This window comes from Candidatus Uabimicrobium helgolandensis (assembly GCF_041508025.1).
Lineage (GTDB): Bacteria > Planctomycetota > Uabimicrobiia > Uabimicrobiales > Uabimicrobiaceae > Uabimicrobium > Uabimicrobium helgolandensis.
The window spans coordinates 3,473,378-3,497,654 of sequence record NZ_CP165719.1; the positions used below are offsets into that span (position 1 = coordinate 3,473,378).

A 24,277-nucleotide genomic window follows, 5' to 3' on the forward strand; every position below is an offset into this window, starting at 1 on the left:
ATGAACACTATTGGTTTAATTGGGTGTGGTCACTGGGGAAAATTTATTTTACGCGATTTAGTTTCTCTAAATTGCGAAGTTTGGGTTGTTGCCCGTAGCACTTCTTCGCAAAAAATTGCAAAACAACACCAAGCGCACCACATTGTAAATTCTATTGAAGAACTTCCTCCTGATCTTGAGGGATATGTTGTTGCTGTTCCTACTATAAATCACGCGGAAATTATCGAAAAACTTATTAAATTAAATAAACCTATTTTTGTTGAAAAACCAATGACCCCCGATCTTAAAACAGCGCAAAAAATTACAAATGCGGCGGAAAATCGAGTGTTTGTGATGGATAAATGGCGCTATCACCCAGCTATTGAAAAAATAGCACAGTGGATTAATCAAGAAACGCTCGGAAAAGTACAAACAATAAAAAGCGTACGTTGCCAATGGGGAACCTCACATACAGATGTCGATCCTGTATGGACTTTATTACCTCATGAGCTCTCTATTATACTTCATTTACTTGGGAAAATACCAGAGCCAATATGGGCTCATGCAGAAATAATAAACGATAACCATTTTGTGAGTTTACGAGGCTTATTAGGCAAATCACCAGCTTGCTTTGTTGAAGTATCAACACGCGTTCCACGTAAACAAAGAGGTTTAACTGTAAGCTGTGAAAATGGTTCAATGATGATGGAAGACCCTCTTAACGATCATATTTTAGTTTGTCGTAATGGCAGCAAAAACATAGAAAAAATAGCCATTTCAACGGAGTACCCTCTACTCCGAGAACTCAGAGCTTTTATTAATCATATAAATAATGGTTCAAGACTTCATAGTTGCGCCAAAGATGGCTTGCTTGTTGTAAAAGTCGTTACTCAAATGCGTAAAATGGCAAAGGAGAGAGTATGTCTTTAGTTACAGTGATGGTTTGTACTTACGATCACACTGATACAATTATCTATACAATAAAAAGTATACAAGCGCAAACATTCCAAGATTTTGAAATTTTTGTGGTCGGAGATGGTGCGCCACCACGTACTGATTCTATTATGAAAGAGTTATGCGATGCGGATTCGCGTATACGTTACTTTCCCAATCCTAAAGGTGAAGAACACGGCGAACTAAGTCGCGCAAAGGCCCTTGAGTACGCAAGTGGTCAGATTGTTTGTTATTGTGGAGATGATGACCTTTGGCTTGATAATCATTTGCAAACGATAATTCCACTATTAGAAACCAACGACTTTGTAAATACTCATGAAGTAAGCGTTAATCCCAGCGGTAAAATTACAATTTTTTCGGAATCATTTTCTGCCAAAAGCTCGCAGTTACGCATGCTAGAGAAAAATACATGGAATGTCTGTGGACCAACACCAGTCGCGCATACTATGAAAGCCTATAAAAAATTGCCACATGGATGGCGACCTCGTCCAAAAGGAACGCCAAGTGACTTATATATGTGGCAACAATGGCTAGCTCAATCTTGGTGCAAATTCCATACCGAATCAGCAGTGACAACCTTACATTTTCCTTCTCCTTTGCGGAAAGGATGGTCAATTAATGAGCGCGTCACTGAATTAGAAAAGTGGTGGCAACGTATCTCGCAACCAGATTTTAATACGTGGTTAGAACGCGAATGGCGGCATGACTGGCAAAAAAGAACAGAAAGGGCTAATTTTTATGCGACTCTAGGTAATTCACTTTTTAAAAATAAAGAATATAAACTCGCAGAGCAAGTATACCGTAAAGCATACGAAGCAGAAAAAAAAGCTTCATTTTGTTCACATTTAAGCAACGTTTTACGACTACAAGGAGAGTTAGTAGAATCTTTATTTCTAGCAAAAGAAGCCATTGAGCTTGAAAAAGACAATTACCTTTTTCACATGCGTTTGGGACTTGTGTTTATGCAAATGAGAGAACACAGCAAAGCTCTTCAAGTTTTTACAGATGCATTAGAGTTGCAAGAAGTAGCTCCTTTGTATTTTCACATAGGAAGATGTTACGAAAAACTCAATGATCTACCAAAAGCTAAAGAGTTTGTAAAAAAAGCTCTCACTTTAAAGCCACAATCGCAAAATTTTAAACAATACCTTAAAAAAATACAAATTGAAAATAACAAGTGGTTTACCATAAAGAGCTTTTTAAAAAAAATTGGCAACTATCTATCAGATAAACAGAGGGCTTGTATTATCAAAACTACTTATTTTTTTGCACCTACATCTAAAAAATTAAAACTCTTAGCATCGAAGTATAGCACGAATAAATTAGAACATGGTTATCTAAGTCATTACCATCGGCATTTTTGCCCTTTACGAAGAAAAAAGCTAAATATTCTGGAAATAGGTGTTCGTCGAGCGGCTTCTCTTAAAATGTGGCGCGATTATTTTTCTCGTAGTTTTATTTATGGCATTGATAAAGAAGAACAATCTCAGTACAAAGGTACAAGAATTAGAACTTTTCAAGGAAGTCAACAAGATACGGAATTCCTTGAAAAAGTTGTAAAAAAAACAGGGAAATTTGACATCATTATCGATGATGGTAGTCATGTTTCAGAACATATAGTGACTTCTTTTTGCTACCTATTTCCACATCTTTCTGATAATGGAATTTATGTGATAGAAGATTTAATGGCTTCTTATTGGCCCCATAGTGGTGGAAGTTGGAAGGACTTGCAAAATTTCCCATCGGCAATTAATTATTTAAAAAGCTTAGTTGATCGACTAAACCACGCGCACATAGCGCATTACCAAAGTGATTATTTTGATAAAAACATTATCTCTATTCATTTTTATCCAAAAATTGCGTTTATTTTCAAAGGAAAAAATTGCCCAATCCTTAGCCAAAAAGAGCTGGAGTGGCTAGAAGATGCAAAAAATAGCAATTGACCGTTTCAGCAGAGTATCTTCTACTCCAGAAACTGAGAAATTTTATTGGTTGCATAAAACAATGGCTCAATATTCATAGTTGTGCCGAAGATGGTTTGTTTGTTATAAAAACCATTGCTAAAATGCACAAAATAGGAAGGAGGAAATATGCCCTTGGTTACTCAAGAAATATATCTTCATATAGGCATAAAAAAAACAGGAACATCCGCTATACAGTTTTTTTTGTCTACAAATCGCCAAAGATTACTAAACTATCACAATATTGTATACCCAGAATTAGAGAAAGATAGACATGCACATCATGGGTTAGCTTTGCCATATGTGTCTGCTCATAAGAGAAAAGGTTCACCACCTAAAATATTCTTTAGAGATCTGATTTCATATTTTGAGAAATATCCCAAAAAAACTTTTTTGCTTTCTTCAGAAGCATTTGCTTCTAGTGAAGATATACAAAAATTAAAAGATAACTTGGAAGCACTGAACATCTTTCCTAAAATTATTGTGTATTTACGTAGACAAGATTATTGGTTAGAGTCTCGATATAATCAAGATATAAAAAGTGGCGATAAAAAAAACTTCACTGATTTCTGTAGCGAACAACAAGTCGACTGGTTTAGACTATTACAAAAGTGGGAACAAGTATTTGGCAGAGAAAATTTAATCATCAAAGTTTATGAAAATCAACAAATGCCACAAGGATTAATTGCAGATTTTTTGCAGATTTTAGGCATAACAGAAATAGATGGTTTTGAAGTACCATCCGCAAAAAGAAATATTAGCCTAGATTTAGATCTTTTAGAACTAAAGAGACTAGCAAATATGATGAATTACTCAATAGAGCTTTCTGTGTTAAACAAAATCAATGAAAAGTTACAATGTTTTTCACAAAACAGGTATTTATTTTCTTTAGAAGAGCGCCAAAAAATTATAAAAAAATATGCTGATAGTAATTCCCAAGTAGCAAAAAAATACCTTGGTCGTAAGAAGCTTTTTTACGAAGATGCATTAAAAAGTGAGAACCAGTACAAACATTACAGTGGTTTAGTATTAGAAAAAGTAGTGGTTATTTTTTTATTAATTATGCAAAAGCAATCATCACAAAAGCAATCATCACAAAAGCAATCGCAAAAGCAATCATCACAAAAGCAATCATCACAAAAACAGTATCAACAGCAAATACAAGAACAACAGCGAAAAGTCAAAAGATACAAAAAAAAATTACGACGCTCAAGAAGGCTCTCTATGGTTTTTGCTGGGTTATTTTTACTACAATCTTTAATTATTTTATACTTGCTTCTTTAACGGTAAACTCTAAATAACAAGTTCTAGATTCTTACTATAGAAAAATTGAAAATCGAAAAGGAGCAACCAGTGAAAAGAATTTCACACCTTTCCACGCATTCAAATTGCGTAAAATGGTTAAACGATCCTAGCCACGACAATTACCAAGAATGTTGGCAGCTTTTTTACAACAGGTACCACGAGGCGATATTACACTATATTTTGCGTAAGGCAAAATGGTCACTAAACCAAATAAACGAAGCCGAAGATATTGCCTCGAAGGTATATGAAAAGGGTTTTCGTTGGAGTTTTCATAATGCAAAAGGAGTGCGCTTTCGCATCTTGCTCAAGAGTTTAGTTCGCGATGTTTTTCGAGACTACTGGCGGCAAAAACAACTTCCTGTCGTTGAACTACACAGTGATCTTGTCAGTTACAATGAAACAGTTTCTTGTGATTTATCGTGGGATATCTTACAACAAACTATTTCTCTATCTCTGGAAAAATATCCTCTAAAACAGCGTAATGTTCTAAGGTGGATTTGGGAAAATGGAAAATGGCCACTTGCAATTGAGTTGGCAGATATAATTCAAGTAAAAAGCGTGGGAATAGACATGCGTAAAGCAGCAGCTCAACAGTGGAAAAAGCGCAATCGCTATATCTGGGAAGAATTCCAAAAATGTATATGTATGCAAATAGAAAAATTAGCATATGGAGAAGAACTTCAAGAGCAAGAGTTGATTTATTTTCAACATCTAAAATAAATTTCGTATTACAATAAAATTTTTTGTACTATTTCTAAAACCTCCTACGGATAACAAATTAAACGCCTTAGTTGCGTTTAAAAATATCGATTTTTCTGTAAGGAGTTTTATATGTTATTACAAAAAACGGAAACAAGTATGTCATCTAAAAAAAATCCTCTTCAAATAGAATTACATAACAAAGAAGAGAAATATTTTCTGAGCGACCAAGAGTTTATTTCTAAGTATAAGTTACTAGAAAAAATAGGTCAAGGTGGAATGGGTGTCGTATACAAAGCGCTCGATTTAGAATTAAATCGCGTCGTTGCTTTGAAGTTCATTTCAACTTCTCAACAAGATAAATTCCCACGCCACAGGTTCTACCGCGAAGTAAAATCTCTTGCCAAGTTAAACCATCCAAATATTGTGCGCATTTTGTCCGTAGAAGAACACCCGCAATTATATTTCTCCATGGAATATATCGCTGGAAAAACAATAGATCAGTGGCAACATCTTAACGACTACCATAAAATAGCAATGATTTTTTCTCAAATTGCGAAAGCAGTGCATGCTTTTCATCAGCAGCAAATCATTCATCGCGATATCAAGCCAGCAAACATTTTGATTTCTGATGACAAGCCTGTTATTGTCGACTTTGGCTTAGCGAAATGCGGGGACAACTACTCGGTTTCAGATCACATTGTTGGCACTATTGCATTTATGTCTCCTGAGCAAGTCAATAGTAAAAAGTTAGACTATCGTACTGATATCTATTCTCTTGGGAGTACTTTGTACTACATTTTAACTAAACGGTCTTTGTTTCAGGGTGAAAACATTTTAACGCAAATTTGTTTTGAAGAACCACTAGAATTAACAAAACTTGATAGTAACATCCCAAAAGAAATTGCAGCTATTTGTTCTAAGTGCATAGAAAAAAATCCGTCTGCGCGTTATAAAACGGCTCTAGAATTAGCAGAAGATCTAGAAAACTTTTATCATAATCGTCCAATAAAAGCATCCCCACCAACAGCATTTTTGAGAATGAAAAAATTGTTGATGCGCAATAAAGTTCTGTCACTCTTTCTGTGTAGTTTGTGTTTGTTTTTGACGTTTTACATCAATTCTATTCGTCAGCAACAAAAAAACTCTATTGTTGCTAAAGAGAAAATTCAAAATCAACTAGAAAAAGCGAATGTGCATTTAGCTGAAATTGCATTAGCCAAAGCAAAAAAAGCGCGGCAACAAGACGAGGTTGACGATAGTGCAGTGCTCGTTGGCAGTGCCTTAGATTTTGTAAAAGACTTCAATGGTGCAAATGCAAAACGCATATATGCACAAGCACATGCGCAAATAAAACATTCTTTACAAGCACAACGTATTCTTTGGCATAAGTACCAAAATGATTATCCTGATTTAACTTTAATTACTTACCAAAAAAATACAAATAAACTTATTGGTGTTAATGCAAAAAAAAAGACATTAGAGGTTTGGAATCTAACAACAGGAAATTTTTACAAAACTATAGGGAAAAATATCAATGTAGTAAAGATTGAGTTTAATCTAAATCATCTCATTGTTACCGATGATTCAGGAAGCATTCATATTTGGAATGAAAATTACCAATTACAACGTGTTATATCAACAGGTTTAAAAATCAAAGATTTGCTTATTCATCCCGATGGAAATTTGGCTATTCTTGCAGAAAAGAATATTCATTTCCTAAGTTTTTCTGGCCAGAAACTACGCAAAATGAAAGTATCAAATGCTGCCCACTTTGCTATTCATCCTAGCGGAAAATATCTGGTCACAGTAAACAACAAGGAAATAACTATTTGGAACAATGACGGCGAGAGAGTGTTCTTTCACTCGCACAAAGCAGATACACTTTATGGATTAAACTTTAGTCCAGATGGAAATGCAATTTCACTTTCCTCTTTTTTTGAATTACGAGTGTGGAGGTTTTCTCCTTCTAGTTTAGAAAAACAACTTACAGTTCCTGCCAGTACTGAAGAACTAACAAGCAGACTTTCATCTCAAAACCGCGCAATATTTATTTCCAATAAAAAAATCATCTTTTTAGATGGGCCACGTTTAAAAGTTTTGGACGTCACGACAGGCAAAACTACTTACACATTTCCTGAGATATTTCAAAATTTCTCTAACATTATTGCAACAGAAAATAAGATTATAATGTCGGCGAAAGGCATTTATTCTTGGAATAAAACTTCCCAAAAAAAACTTTCGCCAAATATTTTATCAAGCGTAGAATACTGTGTTTATAGCCCAAATGGTCAGACATTAGCAACATTAGATAATTCTGGAAATATCTTTATCTATCATTCGCAATCAGGGGCTCTAATCAAAAGCCTTCATGGGTGTTCTCGTATTTCAAAAGGCATTTCCTTCTTATCTAACACTGAGATTTCGTTCGTCTCAAACAATCTAGAATTATGTGTATACAACATAACGAAAAATACCTTAGATAAAACAAAAAACACAGATACTTCTGTCGAAATTCTTGCTACCGATTCGTATTTAAATATGGGTAAAAAAATACAGTTACTTTACAAAGATCACGATTTAGATAGTAAAGTCATATTGTTCGATAAAAACGGTGCATCGCAGAAAATTCCGCTAAAGGATACTTCAGGATACTATACTTTTTTGTTTGCAGATCAACACATAATTAAGGCACGTAAACGTCAAATCGATATATGGAATACAGATAATTTCCAAAAGACAACTATCCACTGTGACCAAAACATTGAACGTCTTTTTTTTCGATACAACAACATTGTTGCTACGACCGAGAAGTCTATTCAAGTTTGGAATATCAAAACCGCAAAACTAATCAACAAAATAAACTTTAAAGCCCAAAATATATTAATAGATAACAACACATTTTTATGGATTAAAACTTCAAAAAGTATAGTTGGTTGGAATTTTAAAACAATGGCAACAAAATTCCTTTGTCATGGCGTAGGTAAAGACAACTTACTTGCCAAACATCCTAAAAAACTACAATTTGTTTTTCAAAGCCTTCAAAAAAATCGCTTAGAAATTAGAGACTTGTCTTCTACTTACACGAAAAATTATGACAAAAACATTTCAAATATCTATCAAAATGAGAAATACCGTGCTATACATTACACTCCTACTTATTCATCTATTCAATATTCTGGAGAAAACGAAACAAAACAGGAAGCCAAAATTATAGAAGAGCTAGGCTTTGCCGAAGATATTAAATCTTCTGAGGTTATCCAAGAGGAACAAATTACCCTTAATGAAGATATGTACTTAGAAATGCGCGATAGTAACAGTGGGCAGAAACTGTGGGAGAGAAATGGAATTATAAAACTATTCCATTTAGGAACACAAAAATCTTTGGTTAGAAGTCTTGATGCCTTTTTGATTCTTGAAAATGCAACAGGGAAAATATTTAAAAAAATATCTCCGAAGATCCTGCAAGAAGAAGGTATTTTAGATACAAAGTGGGCAAATCATGGACCCGATGTTATGATTCCAACAGGATATGAGTACACAATTAGTAAAGATATGTCTCTTATTGCCAATCAAAAAGGCAATAAAATATATGTTCGTAGTTTTGTAGATTACAAAATAGTCTCCGAAATTTCCCCCAAACACCATGAAGTTTTTGGTAGTAGTCTACACATCGGGCCAAACAACAAACATCTTCTAGTTTTAACAAACGATGTTGAACTTTACGATATAATAACAGGTAAACGATTATTACATTTGCCAAATTTTCGCGTAATTTTATCTTCTTCTAGTAATACAAAAACCGCTCAACTCCTACACCATAGTTTTAGTGATGACGGAAATTTTTTAGCCTTATCCAATTCTGAAAATACACAAATATGGAACTTAAAAAACCAAAAACAATGCGTCTCTATTACTCAAAGTATTAATGACTTAACAATACATCCAAATAATAAATTACTCATAACTAGTGACTCAAAACGCATTTCGCTGTGGAATTTAACTACAGGGCGATTCTTGCAAAACATATTATATAAAAAAGAGATGAATGGCATTGATAGCCTATCATGTTCAACAGATCAACAAACATTATATTTTTCTTTTTATCACAATCAATATTTAGGAATTTTAGATATTTCCTATCTTAACGACTCGAATTTTTCCAATCCAACTCGTCGCGACATATCGCAACAAAAAATGGGCACTTATCTTCGAAAAAATCCGCGCCAAATAACAGAATATTTGTTCGGTAGAAAAGTAAATCGCGTTTTAGAAGTGGAAAATATTACCAATAAAAAAAATCTGTGGACGACGTCTATAGATTTGAATAAGTAATACAGAAACATTCAAGTAACTAAATGACCCTCTTGTCATTTAGTTACTTATCTAACTACTAGTTAGCGCTCTGTGCTTGTTGCATTTCGAGTGCTTTTTGTTTTTCAAGTTCTTTTTGCTTGCGTAATTCTACACACTGCATTGTTTTATCGATATAAAAATAAATATCGTCCATCGCCTGCTTTCCAAGCCTTGCCTTCTGAATCATTGGTGGCAAAACTCTTTCCCATCCTTGCTTCGATAACTCTTGAGGATAAGTCACTCTGTGACAATCAAGACAAGCGTTAGTTAAGTTATTACGCGCACGAATAATACTTTGTATTTCCGAGGTTTCGTTGACAATACCTTCATCTTGTAATTCTTTTGCTGTTGGTAGAATATAGTTGGCACATCCAACAAGTAATATAAGTGTAAGTATTAGAGTATATTTTTTCATTAAAAGATCCAGACTAAACCAAGATTGTAAAGAGTAGTTAAATCACCTTTGTCATCATCATTACGTAGCTGTATGTCGAATTTTAAAGCTAGGTTAACCTCGAAAAAGAAAGTTAAGCCAAAAGTCCATTCATCTCTTTTTCCAGCAGGATTTTTGTCAACACCGCTAGGAACATTAAATTGTGTGTCTAGGTAATCATAACGTGTAAACAGATAAAGGTCAGAGTTGCGTAGTTTACCTACCTTAAGAGCATCAGGAGTTACACGTAGAGCCATTTGTAAATAGCCTCCAAGAATTTCCTTAGCAACATTGTTACCTATTTCATTAGCACCATTTATCTTTTCATATGCAAACTCACCTCGAAATTCTAGCCTTCCAAGAGAGTACAAGAAATCAAGTGCGTAGATTTGGATATTAGCATCAATGTCCGGATTTTCTCCTTTGTTTCCATTATCTAAACCACCAGCATACATAGAAACGCCAGTAATTAATACTTGTGGAACCTCGGAAGATATTGATGGCGAGAATTGAATGCGCGAAGTAAATGCAGGCTCGTTATAACTTGGTCGCTCTTTAATGCGCCCGTCGCGAATTCCTTTTACATCATCAAAGAGAGATCCATCTAATCCACCAACAATGTAAGCTTCATATGAAAGGGATTGGGTTATATTTCCAAAAATCCCAATACCATCAGATGACCAAGTAGAAGGTAAGATAAAGGTAGCAAATGCTGGTCTTTCAACACCGTGAAATGTTGTTGGATTGTGGCGTGCGTTTAGATAACCAACAGGTGTTAGTATACGCCCAATTCGAAAGTTGAGAAATTGTGAAAGAGAAAAGTCTACCATTAGCTGTTCAATTACAACTTCTCCACCAGAATCGTCACTAACAAAAGCGTGCTCGATTTCGATTTCAGTATACATTGAAATCCAAGTATTGAAGTTGTAACCAAGGAAGAGAACAACGCGATGTATATCGGAAAAATCACCATCGGTACCTTCTTCAAAATTGGCATTAAGATCAACATAACCGCCGAAAAAAGTATTTTGTAACCAACTACTAGTATCGAAATATGTTGTTGTTTGGTCAGGAGTTTCGCTTATAAATTCTGAAACTTCCTGTTGAATAGTTTGTTTTAGTTTATCATCAAACTTTTGCGACTTATTTGATAACTTTTCAATTTCAATTTGATCTTGCTCACGTAAAGCTCTCAGCTTTGTTACCTCTTCTGACAACAACTCTAGTTTCTTTTCTAGTTGTTGCAACCGATCTTCTTCTGTCAAAACAAACGAAGAGCACATAAGCAAGAAAAATACCTGACAAATCAGGCATAGTCTTGTATAATACATGTGTAATCCTTATAGAGATTAAAATCTCTAGCAATAAAATTGATATTGGTGTATCAATTGATTTAACGCGTATTATCTTTGGCGAGATAATACAACAAAGTGTACTGTCTTTGGCGAGACAGTACATTTTTATTTAAGAACTACAACAGAAAAACTATTACCATTTTCAAACTTAGCAATATTTTTTCTACGGCATTCTTAATTTCAAATAGATTTTTAGACAACTTTTTTTTCAAATTACTTTAAAAGTATATCGCTTTCCAAAAAAACGCGATTGAGACTCAATCTCATCAAAAAAGCAATAAGATTGAACATTTGTTGCTTAGGTAAATATTTAAGAGTTTGATTGCTCAAAAGTCAAATAAAAAATTATATTGCTGCCACCTACGATTTGAATTAACATTACAAATTTAGATTTGGTAATATATTAGAACATTTAGGGCAAATTTAACTAGTGCATATTTTGTTTCATTAGGCGACCGTAATTATGACTGATAATAAACAAAAAGAAATGCTTCTCGCAAAAAAAGCACTAGAACTCAAAATAACAAACACAACAACAATAAGTTCTTGTTTAAAATTGCAGCAACAAATGCAACAAAATGGGCAAGGTGTAAGTTTAGTAGATTGTCTTTTACATAACAAAAAAATCAATAATCAACAGCTTAAAATCATTCAAGATGCTATTTTATGGCAAGAAAAAAACAAACCTGGCCAAATTACTTTTCTTCATTACCACATACTACAAGAACTAGGTTCAGGCGGAATGGGAATCGTCTACAAAGTTTATGATACTCGTAGTGGAAGAGTAGCAGCGCTAAAAATATTAAAAAATTCTGAAAGTACAAAAGAAATGGATCGCTTTTTACTCGAAGCGAGAACTCTAGCTCAACTAAATCACCCACACATTATAAATGTCTACGAAGTAGGCGATTATAAAAATTTGTATTATACAATGGAATACATAACAGGACATGATTTATCTCACTACACCAGACCTCAAAACCATCTCCTTCCAGACAATGTTGCTAAAATTTTTAGCGATGTTGCAAGTGCATTAGATAAAATTCATAACCAAGGAATTGTTCATCGCGATATCAAACCTGCAAATATTATATTAAATGAAAAGCATTCCCCTAAACTAATGGATTTCGGTTTGATCAAAAAACAAAAAATAGATCACCAATTCTCAAGTACAGGTCAAATCATAGGAACTCCTTATTATATGCCACCTGAACAGATAGATGGAGGAAAAGTCACACACCGTACAGACATCTACTCATTAGGAATTACCATGTACGAAATATTAACAGGTATTTTACCCTTTTACAGCCCTCAATATTCAACACTAGTTCAAAGAATTACTCATGAAGAACCAACCCCACCAAGAAATATTAATCCGCAAATCCCTATTGAGTTAGAAGCTATATGTTTAAAATGTTTACATAAGAATCCGTATAAAAGATATCCTAGCGCACATCATTTACAACAAGATCTACAAAAGTTTTTGCAAAACGAAACGGTAAGCGCTAAACATTACACAAGTATTGTTGCTGCTAAAAAATTCATTCACCGAAATAAATGGTTAATGCTTAGTATCTCCATCATTTTCTCTACTATAATTTTAGCTACTGTAACTTACGTTTCTATGTACAAAAAATACGCTGCAAAAATTTACACACAAAAGCAAAATTCATTACAGGCTCTAAAAGAAGCTTTTTCTGCTTTGTACACTGTTTACAACTATCATAACGCTTTAAAAGAAAACACCCAACTTATCCAAGGATTACACAAAACTTTTGAAGAAATCGAACGACTAGAAATAGTAGATAATTTAGAGAATCACCAAGAAATGTTAATGCTATATGGTTTAGTATGTAGCCAAAGCGATGATTTACAACAAAAAGGTATTCAAATTTATAGCAAAATTATTCGCCAAAAACCAAATTTTGCTAAAGCTTACACTAATCGCGGGCATATTTATCATTTACTAAAAAAAAATCAACTTGCTCTCCTTGATTTTAACAAAGCAATCAACTTAGAAAACGACAACAAAGCTTATACTAATCGCGGTTATCTTTACTTGGAACAAGGTAAATACATAAAAGCAGAGCAGGACTTCAACAAAGCCATCTTTTTAAACCCAGATAATGCAGAAGCTTATGGAAACAAAGCGATTTTATACCGTCGTCAAAAAAAATACAAAAAAGCTTTAGAACTATACAAAAAAGCAATTGAAATATCTCCTATGTCTGAAAATTTTTACTCTAACCGTGGCCTTTTGTACCAAGAAATCTCTCAGTTTGATTTAGCAATGAAAGACTACGAACGTGCAATTCGTTATAACCCTAAATACTACGGAGTCTATTGTAATCGTGGTAAACTATACAGTCATCTAAATAAATCAGAGCTTGCAAAAAAAGACTTCCTACATGCTTTAGAACTCAATCCCAATTTCTATCAAGTTCATAATAACCTTGCAATGCTGTACATACGAAATAACAACTACAAAAAAGCACATCTGCACATAAAAAAAGCTATTGAAATATTTCCTCGCTACTCTAACGCTTATGCAAACCTCGGAAATTTATATAAAAAACAAAGTAAAAATAAACAAGCCATCATTGCTTGGAAAAAAGCGATCCTCCTCAAGTCCCCACACCAAAAAGTATTAGAAACATACATATCGGAATTAGAAAATAAGTAGCAGTTCAAAATTTGCAACTTATTAAAAAATATTTGCTTTCTTCCTTAAATATCAGTATAATTCATAAACCGTAAGTTTTTCGTATATGAAAATCCTTTTTGGAGAAAATAATGGAAGAATATATCGAAAATCTTGAAAAACTTTTTTTAGACAAGCGAAAAAAAATCCTCGGTAAGAGTTTTTTTGCTGTAGAACGTTATAGTCAAAAAGAAAAGAAAATTTTAGAAGAACTTGTAGCTAAGAATTATCTTTGCGAACAAATTGAGAGTAACAAAAAATGGTACTTGCTCGGAAAAAATGGCCTTGCTCTTCTACAAAACAATCCTTACAGGTGGCAGGCACTACAACAACGAAAAATACTACAAATTCATGAATTTGAAAAAAATATCAACCCATTGTTACAGAAAATATTCATCCACTATGAAGAGAATGTGGATAGCAAATTTATTTTTGGGTATTTGCGTTTAACAAACGAACATAAAGAATTACTTGACGACATGATTACCGATAGGTATCTACAAGAAACAAAGACAAAACTATTCACCCTAACAAAAAAAGCACTCGAATTCTTACAAACTGACTTGGACCGCTGGCAAATATCAGTAACCAAAAAAGAACACATTAAACTAGAACGTCAACAAAATTTCTTACAAAAAATAGAAACCATTCAAGGAAAAAAAAGCATTTCAGTTCTCATGAAAAAAGATTCCCCTAGCGAATTTGAATGGAGCATAACTAAGGGTTTAGTTACAAAAGTAGGTACTGATAAGTACATACTTACAGAAAAAGGACAAAAATTTTTATTTGCTTTACGTCCACCACAAGAAGTAATAGATGACTTGCGACAAAATTTCAAGTTTTTAGAAAACAAAGTCGCAAAAACAAACGAAATTTTTGTGACTAACGATGAAGTAAATAAAAACTTAGCCATTATAAAAGAGGATTTACAAAGCAATTTCGATGGTCTCCTTTCAAACATGCAAAAATCCTTTGACGAACTTGATCAAATGGAAACTGCTGTAAAAGAAAGCATGATTGCCAAAAAATGGAAACAAGATATCAACAGCAAAATATTTCTTTTAAAAGAGCAATTCGAAACAGAGAAACAAAAACTTAAATTCAAATGGCTTGAAAAACAAAAAAAACACTTTGATTTACTTCAAGAAAAGCTTACAAAAAGTGAAAATATGATACAAGAAAGTCAAGATTTCTTAAAACAAGATTTACAAGATTTAAAACAAAATATCAATAGTGTTTACGAAATATTAAACGAGAAAAATTCGTACAATACCAAAAGTAAAAAAAACTTTATATCAATAGAGCCAGACCATAAAATATATAATGGTGTAATATGGGAAGACGAAGCACAATCAGAATCTATTTCCAACAAAGAAAAAAATAACAAACCTAAAGACCTAAAAGAAAATCCTGCTCCTCCTTGGGAAAGAAAAACATCTACCGAAAACAAAGGACCATATGTCGACTATGAAGAATACTATGATGATTCTGTTAACGATGACTTAGATTCAGGTAATTATCTTAAACACTGCGATGATATAGATGATAACTGCGATTCTAATGTCAATGAGCTTAACACTATCAAGGTTGACGAAGTTAACTCCCACACTGACCAGGTTGAGACTGGCACCGAGGAAGTTAACGAAACTGTCTCTGAGTCTGACACCGATCAAGAAATCGAGTCTGACACCGATCAAGAAATCGAGTCTGACACCGATCAAGAAATCGAGTCTGACACCGATCAAGAAATCGAGTCTGACACCGATCAAGAAATCGAGTCTGACACCGATCAAGAAATCGAGTCTGACACCGATCAAGAAATCGAGTCTGACACCGATCAAGAAATCGAGTCTGACACCGATCAAGAAATCGAGTCTGACACCGATCAAGAAATCGAGTCTGACACCGATCAAGAAATCGAGTCTGACACCAATCAAGAAATCGAGCAAGAAATCGAGTCTGACACCGATCAAGAAATCGAGTCTGACACCGATCAAGAAATCGAGTCTGACACCGAGCAAGAAATCGAGTCTGACACCGAGCAAGAAATCGAGTCTGACACCGATCAAGAAATCGAGTCTGACACCGATCAAGAAATCGAGTCTGACACCGATCAAGAAATCGAGTCTGACACCGATCAAGAAATCGAGTCTGAGTCTGGCACCAATGAGGAAACCCAGTCTGACACCAATCAAGAAATCGAGTCTGGCACCAATGAGGAAACCCAGTCTGACACCGACGAAGTTGAGTCTGTTCAGGAAATCAAGTCTGAAACCGATCAAGAAATTCAAGAAATCGAGTCTGACACTCATCAGGAAATCGAGTCTGACACCGATAAAGTTGAGTCTGTTCAGGAAATCAAGTCTGAAACCGATCAAGAAATTCAAGAAATCGAGTCTGACACTCATCAGGAAATCGAGTCTGACACCCACGAAGTTGAGTCTGACACCAGTGTAGAGATTCAAGAAATTGAATCTAAGTCTGATACCGATGAGCTTGACCAAATTGACGAAGCTCACTCTGACCATGATGATAGATTACCGCTACAAATTCTTGAATCGATAAAAAATTATTATCAACTAACTTATTTTCAACATCGTGGTCACTTAAAACTAGGTTTTTTAATGGATTACTTGTCGGAAGAATTTTCTGTAGGGCGTGAGTACATAAAATCAGTAATCAAAGATTTTGCAAAGCAAGAAATTTTAGTGCTTTCCCCGTTGACAAAAACAAAGAATATCGATCTAGAAAATGTAATTTGCGATGGAGCTAAGTTTTATTATGCGCTACAAATTCCATAAGACCTATACTACAAATATCAACATTGTCAGTATTCTCCATCCAATCGCAATCTATTTTCATTAAACAACATCAAAAAATCGTGAAAAGAGGTTATTTCGATACCACTACTAAACATTACATCAACACCGACTTAAATGCTTTCAATATTATTTAGAGAGATTGTTTGTTGAACAAAACAATACCTATTTGATAAAACACGTTCCTATTTAAATGCAAAAGTCTAATAAAAAGTCTAAGATAATCACCGAGCAATATTGATCGATTACCATTAGAGAATGGTACTCTACAAGACATATTTGTTTAAAAAGGAAGATACCGAGAACAAAAATTCAACCTGTCGTTCTCTGTCAGAGACGGCTAGTTTAAGAAAAGCTTTCCAGGGGTTTCTAGGCCTGACAATGTCTATCAACAAGTAAACATTGGGCGGTTCTGGCGGAAAGCGTTCCCAAAATCTTGTGCGAACAATAACAAAACTTGCGGCCAGATATCCTAAAAAATGTGCAAACTTATAGCGACCAATAACACTATAAACGCTGAATTTACTTCAATAATCTCAACACCGTTTAATTTAATGAATAAAAGTAACCATTTATCTCTTAGGATAAAGGCCCACGGATTTTCTTGCCATAAATTTTATAAAATTCCGAAGTAAAATAGTTCGTCAAGAGGTTTATTTTTTGACAAATCTCTAAAAAAACCATAAGATGGTTAATCATCTACGCCCTTACAATGCACATAACTCATAATATGGTTTGAAAATGAAATACAAAGGTTTAGTACTAGATAAATTCCAAGAAGAAGCGATATCATTAATAGATTCTAATATTTCAGTCATTGTTTCTGCACCAACCGGTGCAGGAAAGACAGTCATTGCGGAATATGCTATTGAAAAATCTCTAGAGAAAGAACAATCTGTTATATATACAGCGCCTATCAAAGCTCTTTCAAATCAAAAATTTCGCGATTTTAAATTGCGTTATCCAAACCAGGTTGGAATTATGACTGGTGATTTGTCATTGAATACTTCGGCTCCTATACTCATTATGACAACTGAGATTTTCCGTAATGCTTTACTGGAAGACCCGCAAAGGTATAATAATGTCAACTATTTAATTTTTGACGAAGTCCACTATTTACAAGACGAAGATCGCGGAACTGTTTGGGAAGAAAGCATCATTTTCGCTCCTGATCATATCGAAATTTTAGCTTTATCAGCAACAATACCCAATGTGGATGAATTTGTCGATTGGATTGAGTCGGTAAGAAAGAAACCAATACAAGTTGTTCGCGAAAGTAAAAGACCCGTTCCTCTACGAGAGTACTGCCATGTATTTGACAGCGGAATATTAAATCTAAAAGATGCACGTAAAAAACTACCTAAAAAAGCAAAGAGTTATTCAAAAAATTTTGTTCCTCTAAGTAAAAATGAAGCCGCCCAATCTATTCTCTCAGATGTTGTAGCTAGAAATCACATTCCATGTCTATATTTCGTTTTCTCTCGTAAAGAAGCCCAAATAACAGCGCTCAAGTGCAAAAATAAGCTATCCTTACTTTCAAAAGATGAAAAAAATCGCGCCAAAAAACGTATAGATGAATTAGCAGAATTATATGGAATTGTTAATTTTTCTTCGAAAGAACTCTATTCTTTACTAATAAATGGCATAGGTTACCATCATGCCGGAATGCTTCCCGCTCTTAAAGAAATAATTGAGTTGATGTTCACAGAAGGCTACTTGAAACTTCTTTTTGCTACAGAAACATTCGCTCTTGGTGTAAACATGCCAGCGAAAAGCGTAGTTTTTTCTAAAATAAAAAAATTCGATGGTACATCAGTAAGGCCTCTCAAACCACTAGAATACCAACAGATGTCTGGACGTGCTGGACGCCGAGGTATGGATGAAGTTGGACATGTTTACATTGATTTAACACAAGATCCTATGTCTGTTGGTGAACTAAACAAAGTGGTTAGCGATCAACTTGCTCCTATCCAAAGTAGATTTAATTTATCGTATTCTACTATTTTAAGTCTTTATGGACATTTGGGAGAAGATATTCTCACTGCTTCAGATAAAAGCTTCGCTGTTTTCCAAAAAGCTAGAGCAATCAAGCAGCATGAAAAAAAGAAAAAACGCTTACTACTAAAAACTCAGAGAAATTTATTAAAGCAAAAGCTCGCTTTTTTACAAGGACTTGGCTACGTTCAAAAAGATGGCCTAACATCAAAAGGGCGATTCGCTTCACAGGTATGCGGGCATGAAGTCGAATTAACAGAACTTTTTTTTGATGGTTTTTTAGAAGGTGCAAACGAAAAAACATTGTTTTGTATCGTTGTAGCATTAACTTTTGAAGGAAGAAAAGGTGGACGCTACAATAAAATTCCTAAAGAAATAAGAAAACTATCAAAACGCATAGAAAAACGTATACTTACCATTTGCAAACTAGAAAACATGTACGGAATTCGCGACTGTATAAAAATGCCTGACTTTAGACTTTCTTCTGCAGCTCTTGCTTGGTCATCTGGCAAGTCATTTTCCAGTATACAAAGTCAATTTCGAGTGGATGCGGGAGACATCATTCGAAACTTTCGTTTAGCTATTCAGATTTTACGGCAATTAAAAAAAATCTGTGTGGGTTACGATTCTTTTGTTAACTTAGTTGATAATTGTATTTTGGCAGTTAATCGCGATGAAGTCAATGCACTACGCCAACTACAGGTATTTAGCGATTTAACTCAACAACGGTAAAGAGAAAAATATGGCAAAAGTCATTGTAAAAGGTTCTGTGGGTGATACAGATATTATTGAGATTTCGGAAGAGGTTACCGAAAAATACGTTTCAGAAGTACGCAATAAATTCTTAGTGCGTTTAAGGTCTAACGTTAAAAACATAATACTACTGTGTAAAAACATAAAACGCGTAGATAGCAGTGGCGCTTCTCTACTAGCAGAGATTTCTTCTGAAGTAAAAAAGAATGGTGGAAAATTATTTCTAGTAAATTGTCCGTCCTCAGTAAAAATACTTATTAATTTTATGGGCATGGACCATTTATGTGAGTTCCACACAAGTGAAGAAGACGTCTGTTCTATTTTAAATATATCCCATCAGGATTTTTTATTTTCGGCAACAGGCCGTGCATTAAAAAGGCAAATTATTCTAGAAGATAGTCTACGTAACAAAAAAATAAACCTACAGTACAACCAGACAATGACAGTAGCATCAATGATAGAATTTTTAAAAAAACAATTTATTCACCTACGTAATATTAATGTTTGTCTAGAAATAAATAGTCAACCTTTACCTAGTGAAACTACTGTCATTGACATTTTTAACAAGTACAACTATTCGCAAAAAAACATTATATATATCATCAAAGAATCTCCATCAAATGATGACTTTCCATTAGAAAACCCTACGGAGAAACTCACCGACAATGTCTATGGTGATTTTGGTACAGATCTTATAAATTCTTTAGGCGAGGCTCAACAGTACGGTCTTACAGGCGAAGGGACTGTTGTCGATGAACCAATAACGGAAGAACAAGGCTTACAAGAACAAGTAGAAATTAAAGATGATCTTTTATGCACCCAAGAAATAGCAATTGAAGTATCTGGAACGTTGTCGCAAATTCTAGAACAGGCTCTTGTTCGTATTCGAAAAATAGAGAAAACACTTGAATTTGTTTTAGAATTATCAAACAGTTTTTCAAAAAACAAAAACCTAAAAGAGTCTCTAAAAAGATTAATGGAGACAATTTATAATTTTGAAGATTACGGTTATGGTGTTGTTTTACTCTACAACAGAAAAACAGGTAAATTGGAAACTAAATGTATTATAAATAACGAAGAAGATTCATTTCAAAAAACGATGATATCTAAAAGACTTATTCAAGAAACAGAAGAAAAAAGATCTCTAATTATTGCTACTCACGAAACAAGCAATCGCATTCATATTTCGATGCCTATACTTTCAGGAAAACAGTTATTAGGCATTATTTATTTGATCGGTATTCCAAATAAAAAATACATCAAAGAAAAACTATTGATGTTATCAACAATCACGAATTATGGTGCTTTAGCAATTGAAAATACTATCTTAATTGAGGAATTAGAGTCATCAATGTCTACTAGGAATTCGCAATGATCGCCATTTCAACAGTTGGATGTAATAATGAAGCCGCCGACTATGCCTTACATCTTTATCGCAAAGGCTTATTTAAAAATTTTGAGTACATGGCTGATGAAAACATTATTTTAAAAGACTTAATGAGTGTTATTACAATTTGTATGCAACCAGAGCTTGCAAAAAGCTGCTCTGGGCACTCGATGTGTGCAAATTCACAACATGATCGTGAAAGTTATTTGAATTACCTCGTCACTAACATAAAAAAAGCGGTTCATTACAAGTGCAGTAATATAATTGTATGGCCTGGTTATGTACCTAGCCTAAATGGTTTTGAAAAACACAATAGAGTTTTACACCATAACGAAACATATGATATCGCAGAAAATCAAAGAACATCACACATTCAAAATTTGTGTCGTTCCTTATTTTACCTATGCAAAAATTTTCCTGATATAAATTTCTGTATTCCAACAGGGCGTACTTTTTACGAAATTCCCATTTTCATTCATGAAGTAAAGTGGATTATAGAAGATGTAAAATGCCCAAATCTCAAATACTGGCATAATACAGCCCATAGCTACTTACTAGAAAAGATGAAATTAGAACAGCAAGACAATTGGCTAGAAAGTTTAGGAAATTATACTAGTGGAGTTCATTTAGAAGATGTCGCTGGATTCGATACTCTTTGTCCTCCAGGAACAGGAGAAATTAAATTTCAATATGTAAAATCACACCTACCAAAGAATGCCATTAGAATACTTCGTATAGCAGAACAATTTGGGGAATTTGGTATAGAAACAGCTTTAGATATACTCCGCTAAAGCTTCGAACGTGTAGACATTTAGAAGAATAACTCAAATAACATGGTAAGCACGGTAAATTTTCTACTCTTTTAAAGAGGCAAAATCGGCAAGTGATACATCGGAAAATGGCCTTTATTTTCGAATCGAATGCTATTAAGTCGACATACCTTATTAAAAAAATTTCCAAAAAATCCAACTTTTTTTACAAAGGAACGTATATAAAGATATATTAAATAAAAAAGGAGAAAAATATGTCTGAAAAAGATATTTTCATCAATAGTATTTTAACAATACCTTGGAAAGAGATAGAAATATCTCACTCTCGTTGTGGAGGACCTGGGGGACAAAATGTCAATAAATTAAATACAAAAGTACAACTCAAGTGGCTAATGAGTACAAATATCGAACTAGATGAAGATCTACGTACTCGTCTACTAGAAAAGTGCGCTTCTTACACAACAAAATCTGGTGATATACAAGTAGTTGGTACTCAATACCGCAGCCAAAAACGCAATTTAGAATATTGTATTGAACATCTTAGAAATACATTGTTAGAAGCATTCAAAGTGCAAAAAAAGAGAAAGAAAAAAAGAATATCTCGCGCCGCAAAAGACAAAATTTTACGCAATAAAAAATTTAAGTCTCAAAAGAAAAAAATGCGACAAAAAGTAATTGATTAGGAGAAAAAAAATGTTTTTCTTATATGATAAAAAAAGAAGGCGAAGAGGGCGTCCCCCTTTTCGCCTTTTTTTATGTTCTCTGCGATGTACAAATCTAAAAAACACTTCTAAGAATGAAATACAACCACCACCGTTAAAATCACCAAAGCAACAAAGCAAATAATGGCAAAGAATTCCTACTTATTTTGAGTTATTTTAAGGAACAGTTTTCAAAATTAAAATGACATTTATGAGAAGCGAAAAAACTATTTACCTTCCTCAAACTTTTTACGAATAGCTTCTACACGCTTACGATTTACTCCTAGGTCGGAATGTCCTACTCGTGATGCTGATCGAACATGAATAATTTTTTGGACATCATCAATTAAAAACTCACAGTCATCCACAAACCTGAAAAAAAACGTAGTAGCTTTTGTGTGTAAATATTTATCTGTCTCTTTAACAATTTCCATTCGCGGAACTGTTGCGATAACTGACTTCAGTTTGTCTTTTGCTACGAGATAGTCACCAGTATATTTCAGTGGGCTTATTTTTTTATCCGATTGTTGTGTTTGACTAGATACGCAGTTCGGACTATCAGGGCAAGGCTGAAGTTTTCCATCTACTATACCAATATTTTCAGGCATTGACATACAACTCACCCCAACTATTACAACATAAATAAGCATCAATACTAGTAATACCCAAGTTGATTTTTTTTTAAGTATCTTCATTACTTAACGAGAACTCTAACTAAAATCCTCGTTCCTCCTTTAAAAAGCGAGTGCAGCACACTCAAAACGCGTCCAAAATAAAATTCCTGCTTCATTTTAGTGACCTAACAAAAGTAGTTAGACTTTTAAACGTATTAAAATGTCTAACTACTTTTGTCACATCATTTTAAATAAAGCAGGAATTTTATCTAGGGCATGCCGACATACCCTAGACATAAGATAGTTTTAGACTATAAGAAAATAACGAATGTTATTCTTTTAAACGCTGGTTTTTTGTACACTTTCAATCGAAATTGTTTCAACTCTACAATTTCTACAAATAGGCAAATACTGCGCTTGTTCATCGAAACGGCTTTGGCTTTGTGTAATTTTCTCTGTAAACTGCGCTGGTTTTTCACAGCGGTGACATCGCGATTGTAGTATGTTTATCTTGTCTGCTACACACGCAAAATAGCCTGTTGTTTGAAAAGGAATATCTCTCCAATCCAAATTCAAACCAGCTAGATACACATGTTTTCCCTCAATTATCTCGTTAAATATTTCTTTTTCTGTGTTTTTATTATTTTCGCAATGATAGAAAGCAAATTGAATTTCGTCTATAAGTAGGTATTTTGTGTAGCATTTTATCTGACTAAATGAATTAATTAAAGCGCCTTCGATTTCTACGCCGCCATGAGTTTTCCATGTAGATAGTTTAGGACTTTCCATTTTTTCTAGAGTAAATCGGTAGTAAGATGGAGCATCTTCTGCAAATTCTGCGCTTTCCATCAACTCTGCCATTTTATTTCGTAGAGATGTACTTTTACCGCTGTACATAGGTCCTATATACATCTCAATATTAGCAGCGTACTTCTTCATATTCTAATAGTCCTTCTATTTTAATATCTTCAACATCCGAGCCATCTTCCCAACTATAACGTTGTACATTGGTTTGTTTCTCTAACTCAGATATAATTTTTTCATACGCTTCTGATAAACGTACGAGGTAATCTCTATTAATACCCTTTTCGCAATCACGTCCTCTTTTTTGAATACGATTTATTGCTGTATCCACTGAAACATCAAGAAAGATTACTTGTTGTGGTACGAGTAACTGTCGCTCCATACATTCGCGGTGTTGCATATAAGAACCAAAACCAAGTTCATCAATATGACCATAACCGTAAAGTACATCAGCAAAAGCTCGGTCACCGTAAATACTACGATCAAAAACGGTAGTAACTCCAGTGCTCCATTCTTCTTGAACAGCCTCAATATGCATTTTGAAACGATGAGCCATTAAAAAATAATCGGGTAGGTCGGATTATTTCTTTCCCCCCTCAGAACCGTGCGTGCGGCTTTCACCATACACGGCTCAAGCAGATTATACGCTTATAACTTTAGATATATGTATCTGTTGTTAATTTTTCGAGAG

At 34.1% G+C, this 24,277-nt stretch carries 15 protein-coding genes and 1 pseudogene; 10 read left to right on the plus strand and 6 right to left on the minus strand.

Features of this window, described 5'->3' with window-relative positions; translation table 11 throughout:
* The 5 genes from UABHE_RS12730 to UABHE_RS12750 all read left to right on the plus strand — a co-directional run bounded on the left by UABHE_RS12730 (position 1) and on the right by UABHE_RS12750 (position 9,233).
* Positions 1 to 909 carry a Gfo/Idh/MocA family protein gene (locus UABHE_RS12730; protein WP_372370703.1) on the plus strand — a complete coding sequence of 303 codons (909 nt, stop codon included), beginning with the start codon at positions 1 to 3 and terminating at the stop codon, positions 907 to 909.
* Positions 900 to 2,876: a glycosyltransferase gene (locus UABHE_RS12735; RefSeq protein ID WP_372370704.1), complete on the plus strand. Its 1,977-nt coding sequence runs from the start codon at positions 900 to 902 to the stop codon at positions 2,874 to 2,876. The genes UABHE_RS12730 and UABHE_RS12735 overlap by 10 nt, the downstream gene beginning before the upstream one ends.
* A 147-nt stretch (positions 2,877 to 3,023) precedes the next feature.
* A complete protein-coding gene (locus UABHE_RS12740; protein WP_372370705.1) occupies positions 3,024 to 4,178 on the plus strand; it encodes a hypothetical protein in 1,155 nt (384 codons plus the stop codon).
* 69 nt (positions 4,179 to 4,247) lie between these two features.
* Complete coding sequence (locus tag UABHE_RS12745; protein WP_372370708.1) at positions 4,248 to 4,919, plus strand: hypothetical protein; 672 nt, start codon at positions 4,248 to 4,250, stop codon at positions 4,917 to 4,919.
* 111 nt (positions 4,920 to 5,030) lie between these two features.
* Positions 5,031 to 9,233, plus strand: coding sequence for a protein kinase (locus tag UABHE_RS12750; protein ID WP_372370710.1), 4,203 nt, complete (start codon positions 5,031 to 5,033; stop codon positions 9,231 to 9,233).
* 58 nt (positions 9,234 to 9,291) lie between these two features.
* Here the strand turns inward: UABHE_RS12750 and UABHE_RS12755 are convergent, their stop codons facing one another.
* Both UABHE_RS12755 and UABHE_RS12760 read right to left on the minus strand, forming a co-directional pair.
* A complete protein-coding gene (locus UABHE_RS12755; RefSeq protein ID WP_372370711.1) occupies positions 9,292 to 9,669 on the minus strand; it encodes a hypothetical protein in 378 nt (125 codons plus the stop codon).
* Entirely contained in the window at positions 9,669 to 11,018 is a 1,350-nt protein-coding gene (locus UABHE_RS12760) for a hypothetical protein (protein ID WP_372370712.1), read from the minus strand. The genes UABHE_RS12755 and UABHE_RS12760 overlap by 1 nt, the downstream gene beginning before the upstream one ends.
* 487 nt (positions 11,019 to 11,505) lie before the next feature.
* Between UABHE_RS12760 and UABHE_RS12765 the strand changes: the two genes are divergently transcribed.
* Positions 11,506 to 13,725 (plus strand): protein kinase, encoded by a 2,220-nt coding sequence (locus UABHE_RS12765; protein WP_372370713.1) that lies wholly within the window; start codon positions 11,506 to 11,508, stop codon positions 13,723 to 13,725.
* Between the two features lie 1,656 nt (positions 13,726 to 15,381).
* Here the strand turns inward: UABHE_RS12765 and UABHE_RS12770 are convergent.
* A pseudogene (locus tag UABHE_RS12770) lies at positions 15,382 to 15,822 on the minus strand (hypothetical protein); the annotation flags it as partial.
* Between the two features lie 1,481 nt (positions 15,823 to 17,303).
* On the opposite strand from UABHE_RS12770, the gene UABHE_RS12775 reads away from it, so the two are divergent.
* From UABHE_RS12775 to arfB, 4 genes are all read left to right on the plus strand, one after another.
* Positions 17,304 to 19,289 (plus strand): DEAD/DEAH box helicase, encoded by a 1,986-nt coding sequence (locus UABHE_RS12775; protein WP_372370714.1) that lies wholly within the window; start codon positions 17,304 to 17,306, stop codon positions 19,287 to 19,289.
* Between the two features lie 10 nt (positions 19,290 to 19,299).
* Positions 19,300 to 20,685 (plus strand): STAS domain-containing protein, encoded by a 1,386-nt coding sequence (locus UABHE_RS12780; protein ID WP_372370716.1) that lies wholly within the window; start codon positions 19,300 to 19,302, stop codon positions 20,683 to 20,685.
* Complete coding sequence (locus UABHE_RS12785) at positions 20,682 to 21,488, plus strand: hypothetical protein (protein ID WP_372370717.1); 807 nt, start codon at positions 20,682 to 20,684, stop codon at positions 21,486 to 21,488. Before UABHE_RS12780 ends, UABHE_RS12785 begins: the two co-directional genes overlap by 4 nt.
* A gap of 233 nt (positions 21,489 to 21,721) precedes the next feature.
* Complete coding sequence (gene arfB / locus UABHE_RS12790; protein WP_372370718.1) at positions 21,722 to 22,150, plus strand: alternative ribosome rescue aminoacyl-tRNA hydrolase ArfB; 429 nt, start codon at positions 21,722 to 21,724, stop codon at positions 22,148 to 22,150.
* A 245-nt stretch (positions 22,151 to 22,395) separates the two neighbouring features.
* Here arfB and UABHE_RS12795 read toward each other — a convergent pair whose 3' ends face one another.
* The 3 genes from UABHE_RS12795 to UABHE_RS12805 form a co-directional block, all read right to left on the minus strand.
* Positions 22,396 to 22,782 (minus strand): DUF1499 domain-containing protein, encoded by a 387-nt coding sequence (locus UABHE_RS12795; protein ID WP_372370719.1) that lies wholly within the window; start codon positions 22,780 to 22,782, stop codon positions 22,396 to 22,398.
* Between the two features lie 339 nt (positions 22,783 to 23,121).
* Positions 23,122 to 23,721 (minus strand): hypothetical protein, encoded by a 600-nt coding sequence (locus tag UABHE_RS12800; protein ID WP_372370720.1) that lies wholly within the window; start codon positions 23,719 to 23,721, stop codon positions 23,122 to 23,124.
* Positions 23,702 to 24,142, minus strand: coding sequence for a deoxynucleoside kinase (locus tag UABHE_RS12805; RefSeq protein ID WP_372370721.1), 441 nt, complete (start codon positions 24,140 to 24,142; stop codon positions 23,702 to 23,704). Before UABHE_RS12805 ends, UABHE_RS12800 begins: the two co-directional genes overlap by 20 nt.
* Positions 24,143 to 24,277 lie beyond the last annotated feature (135 nt).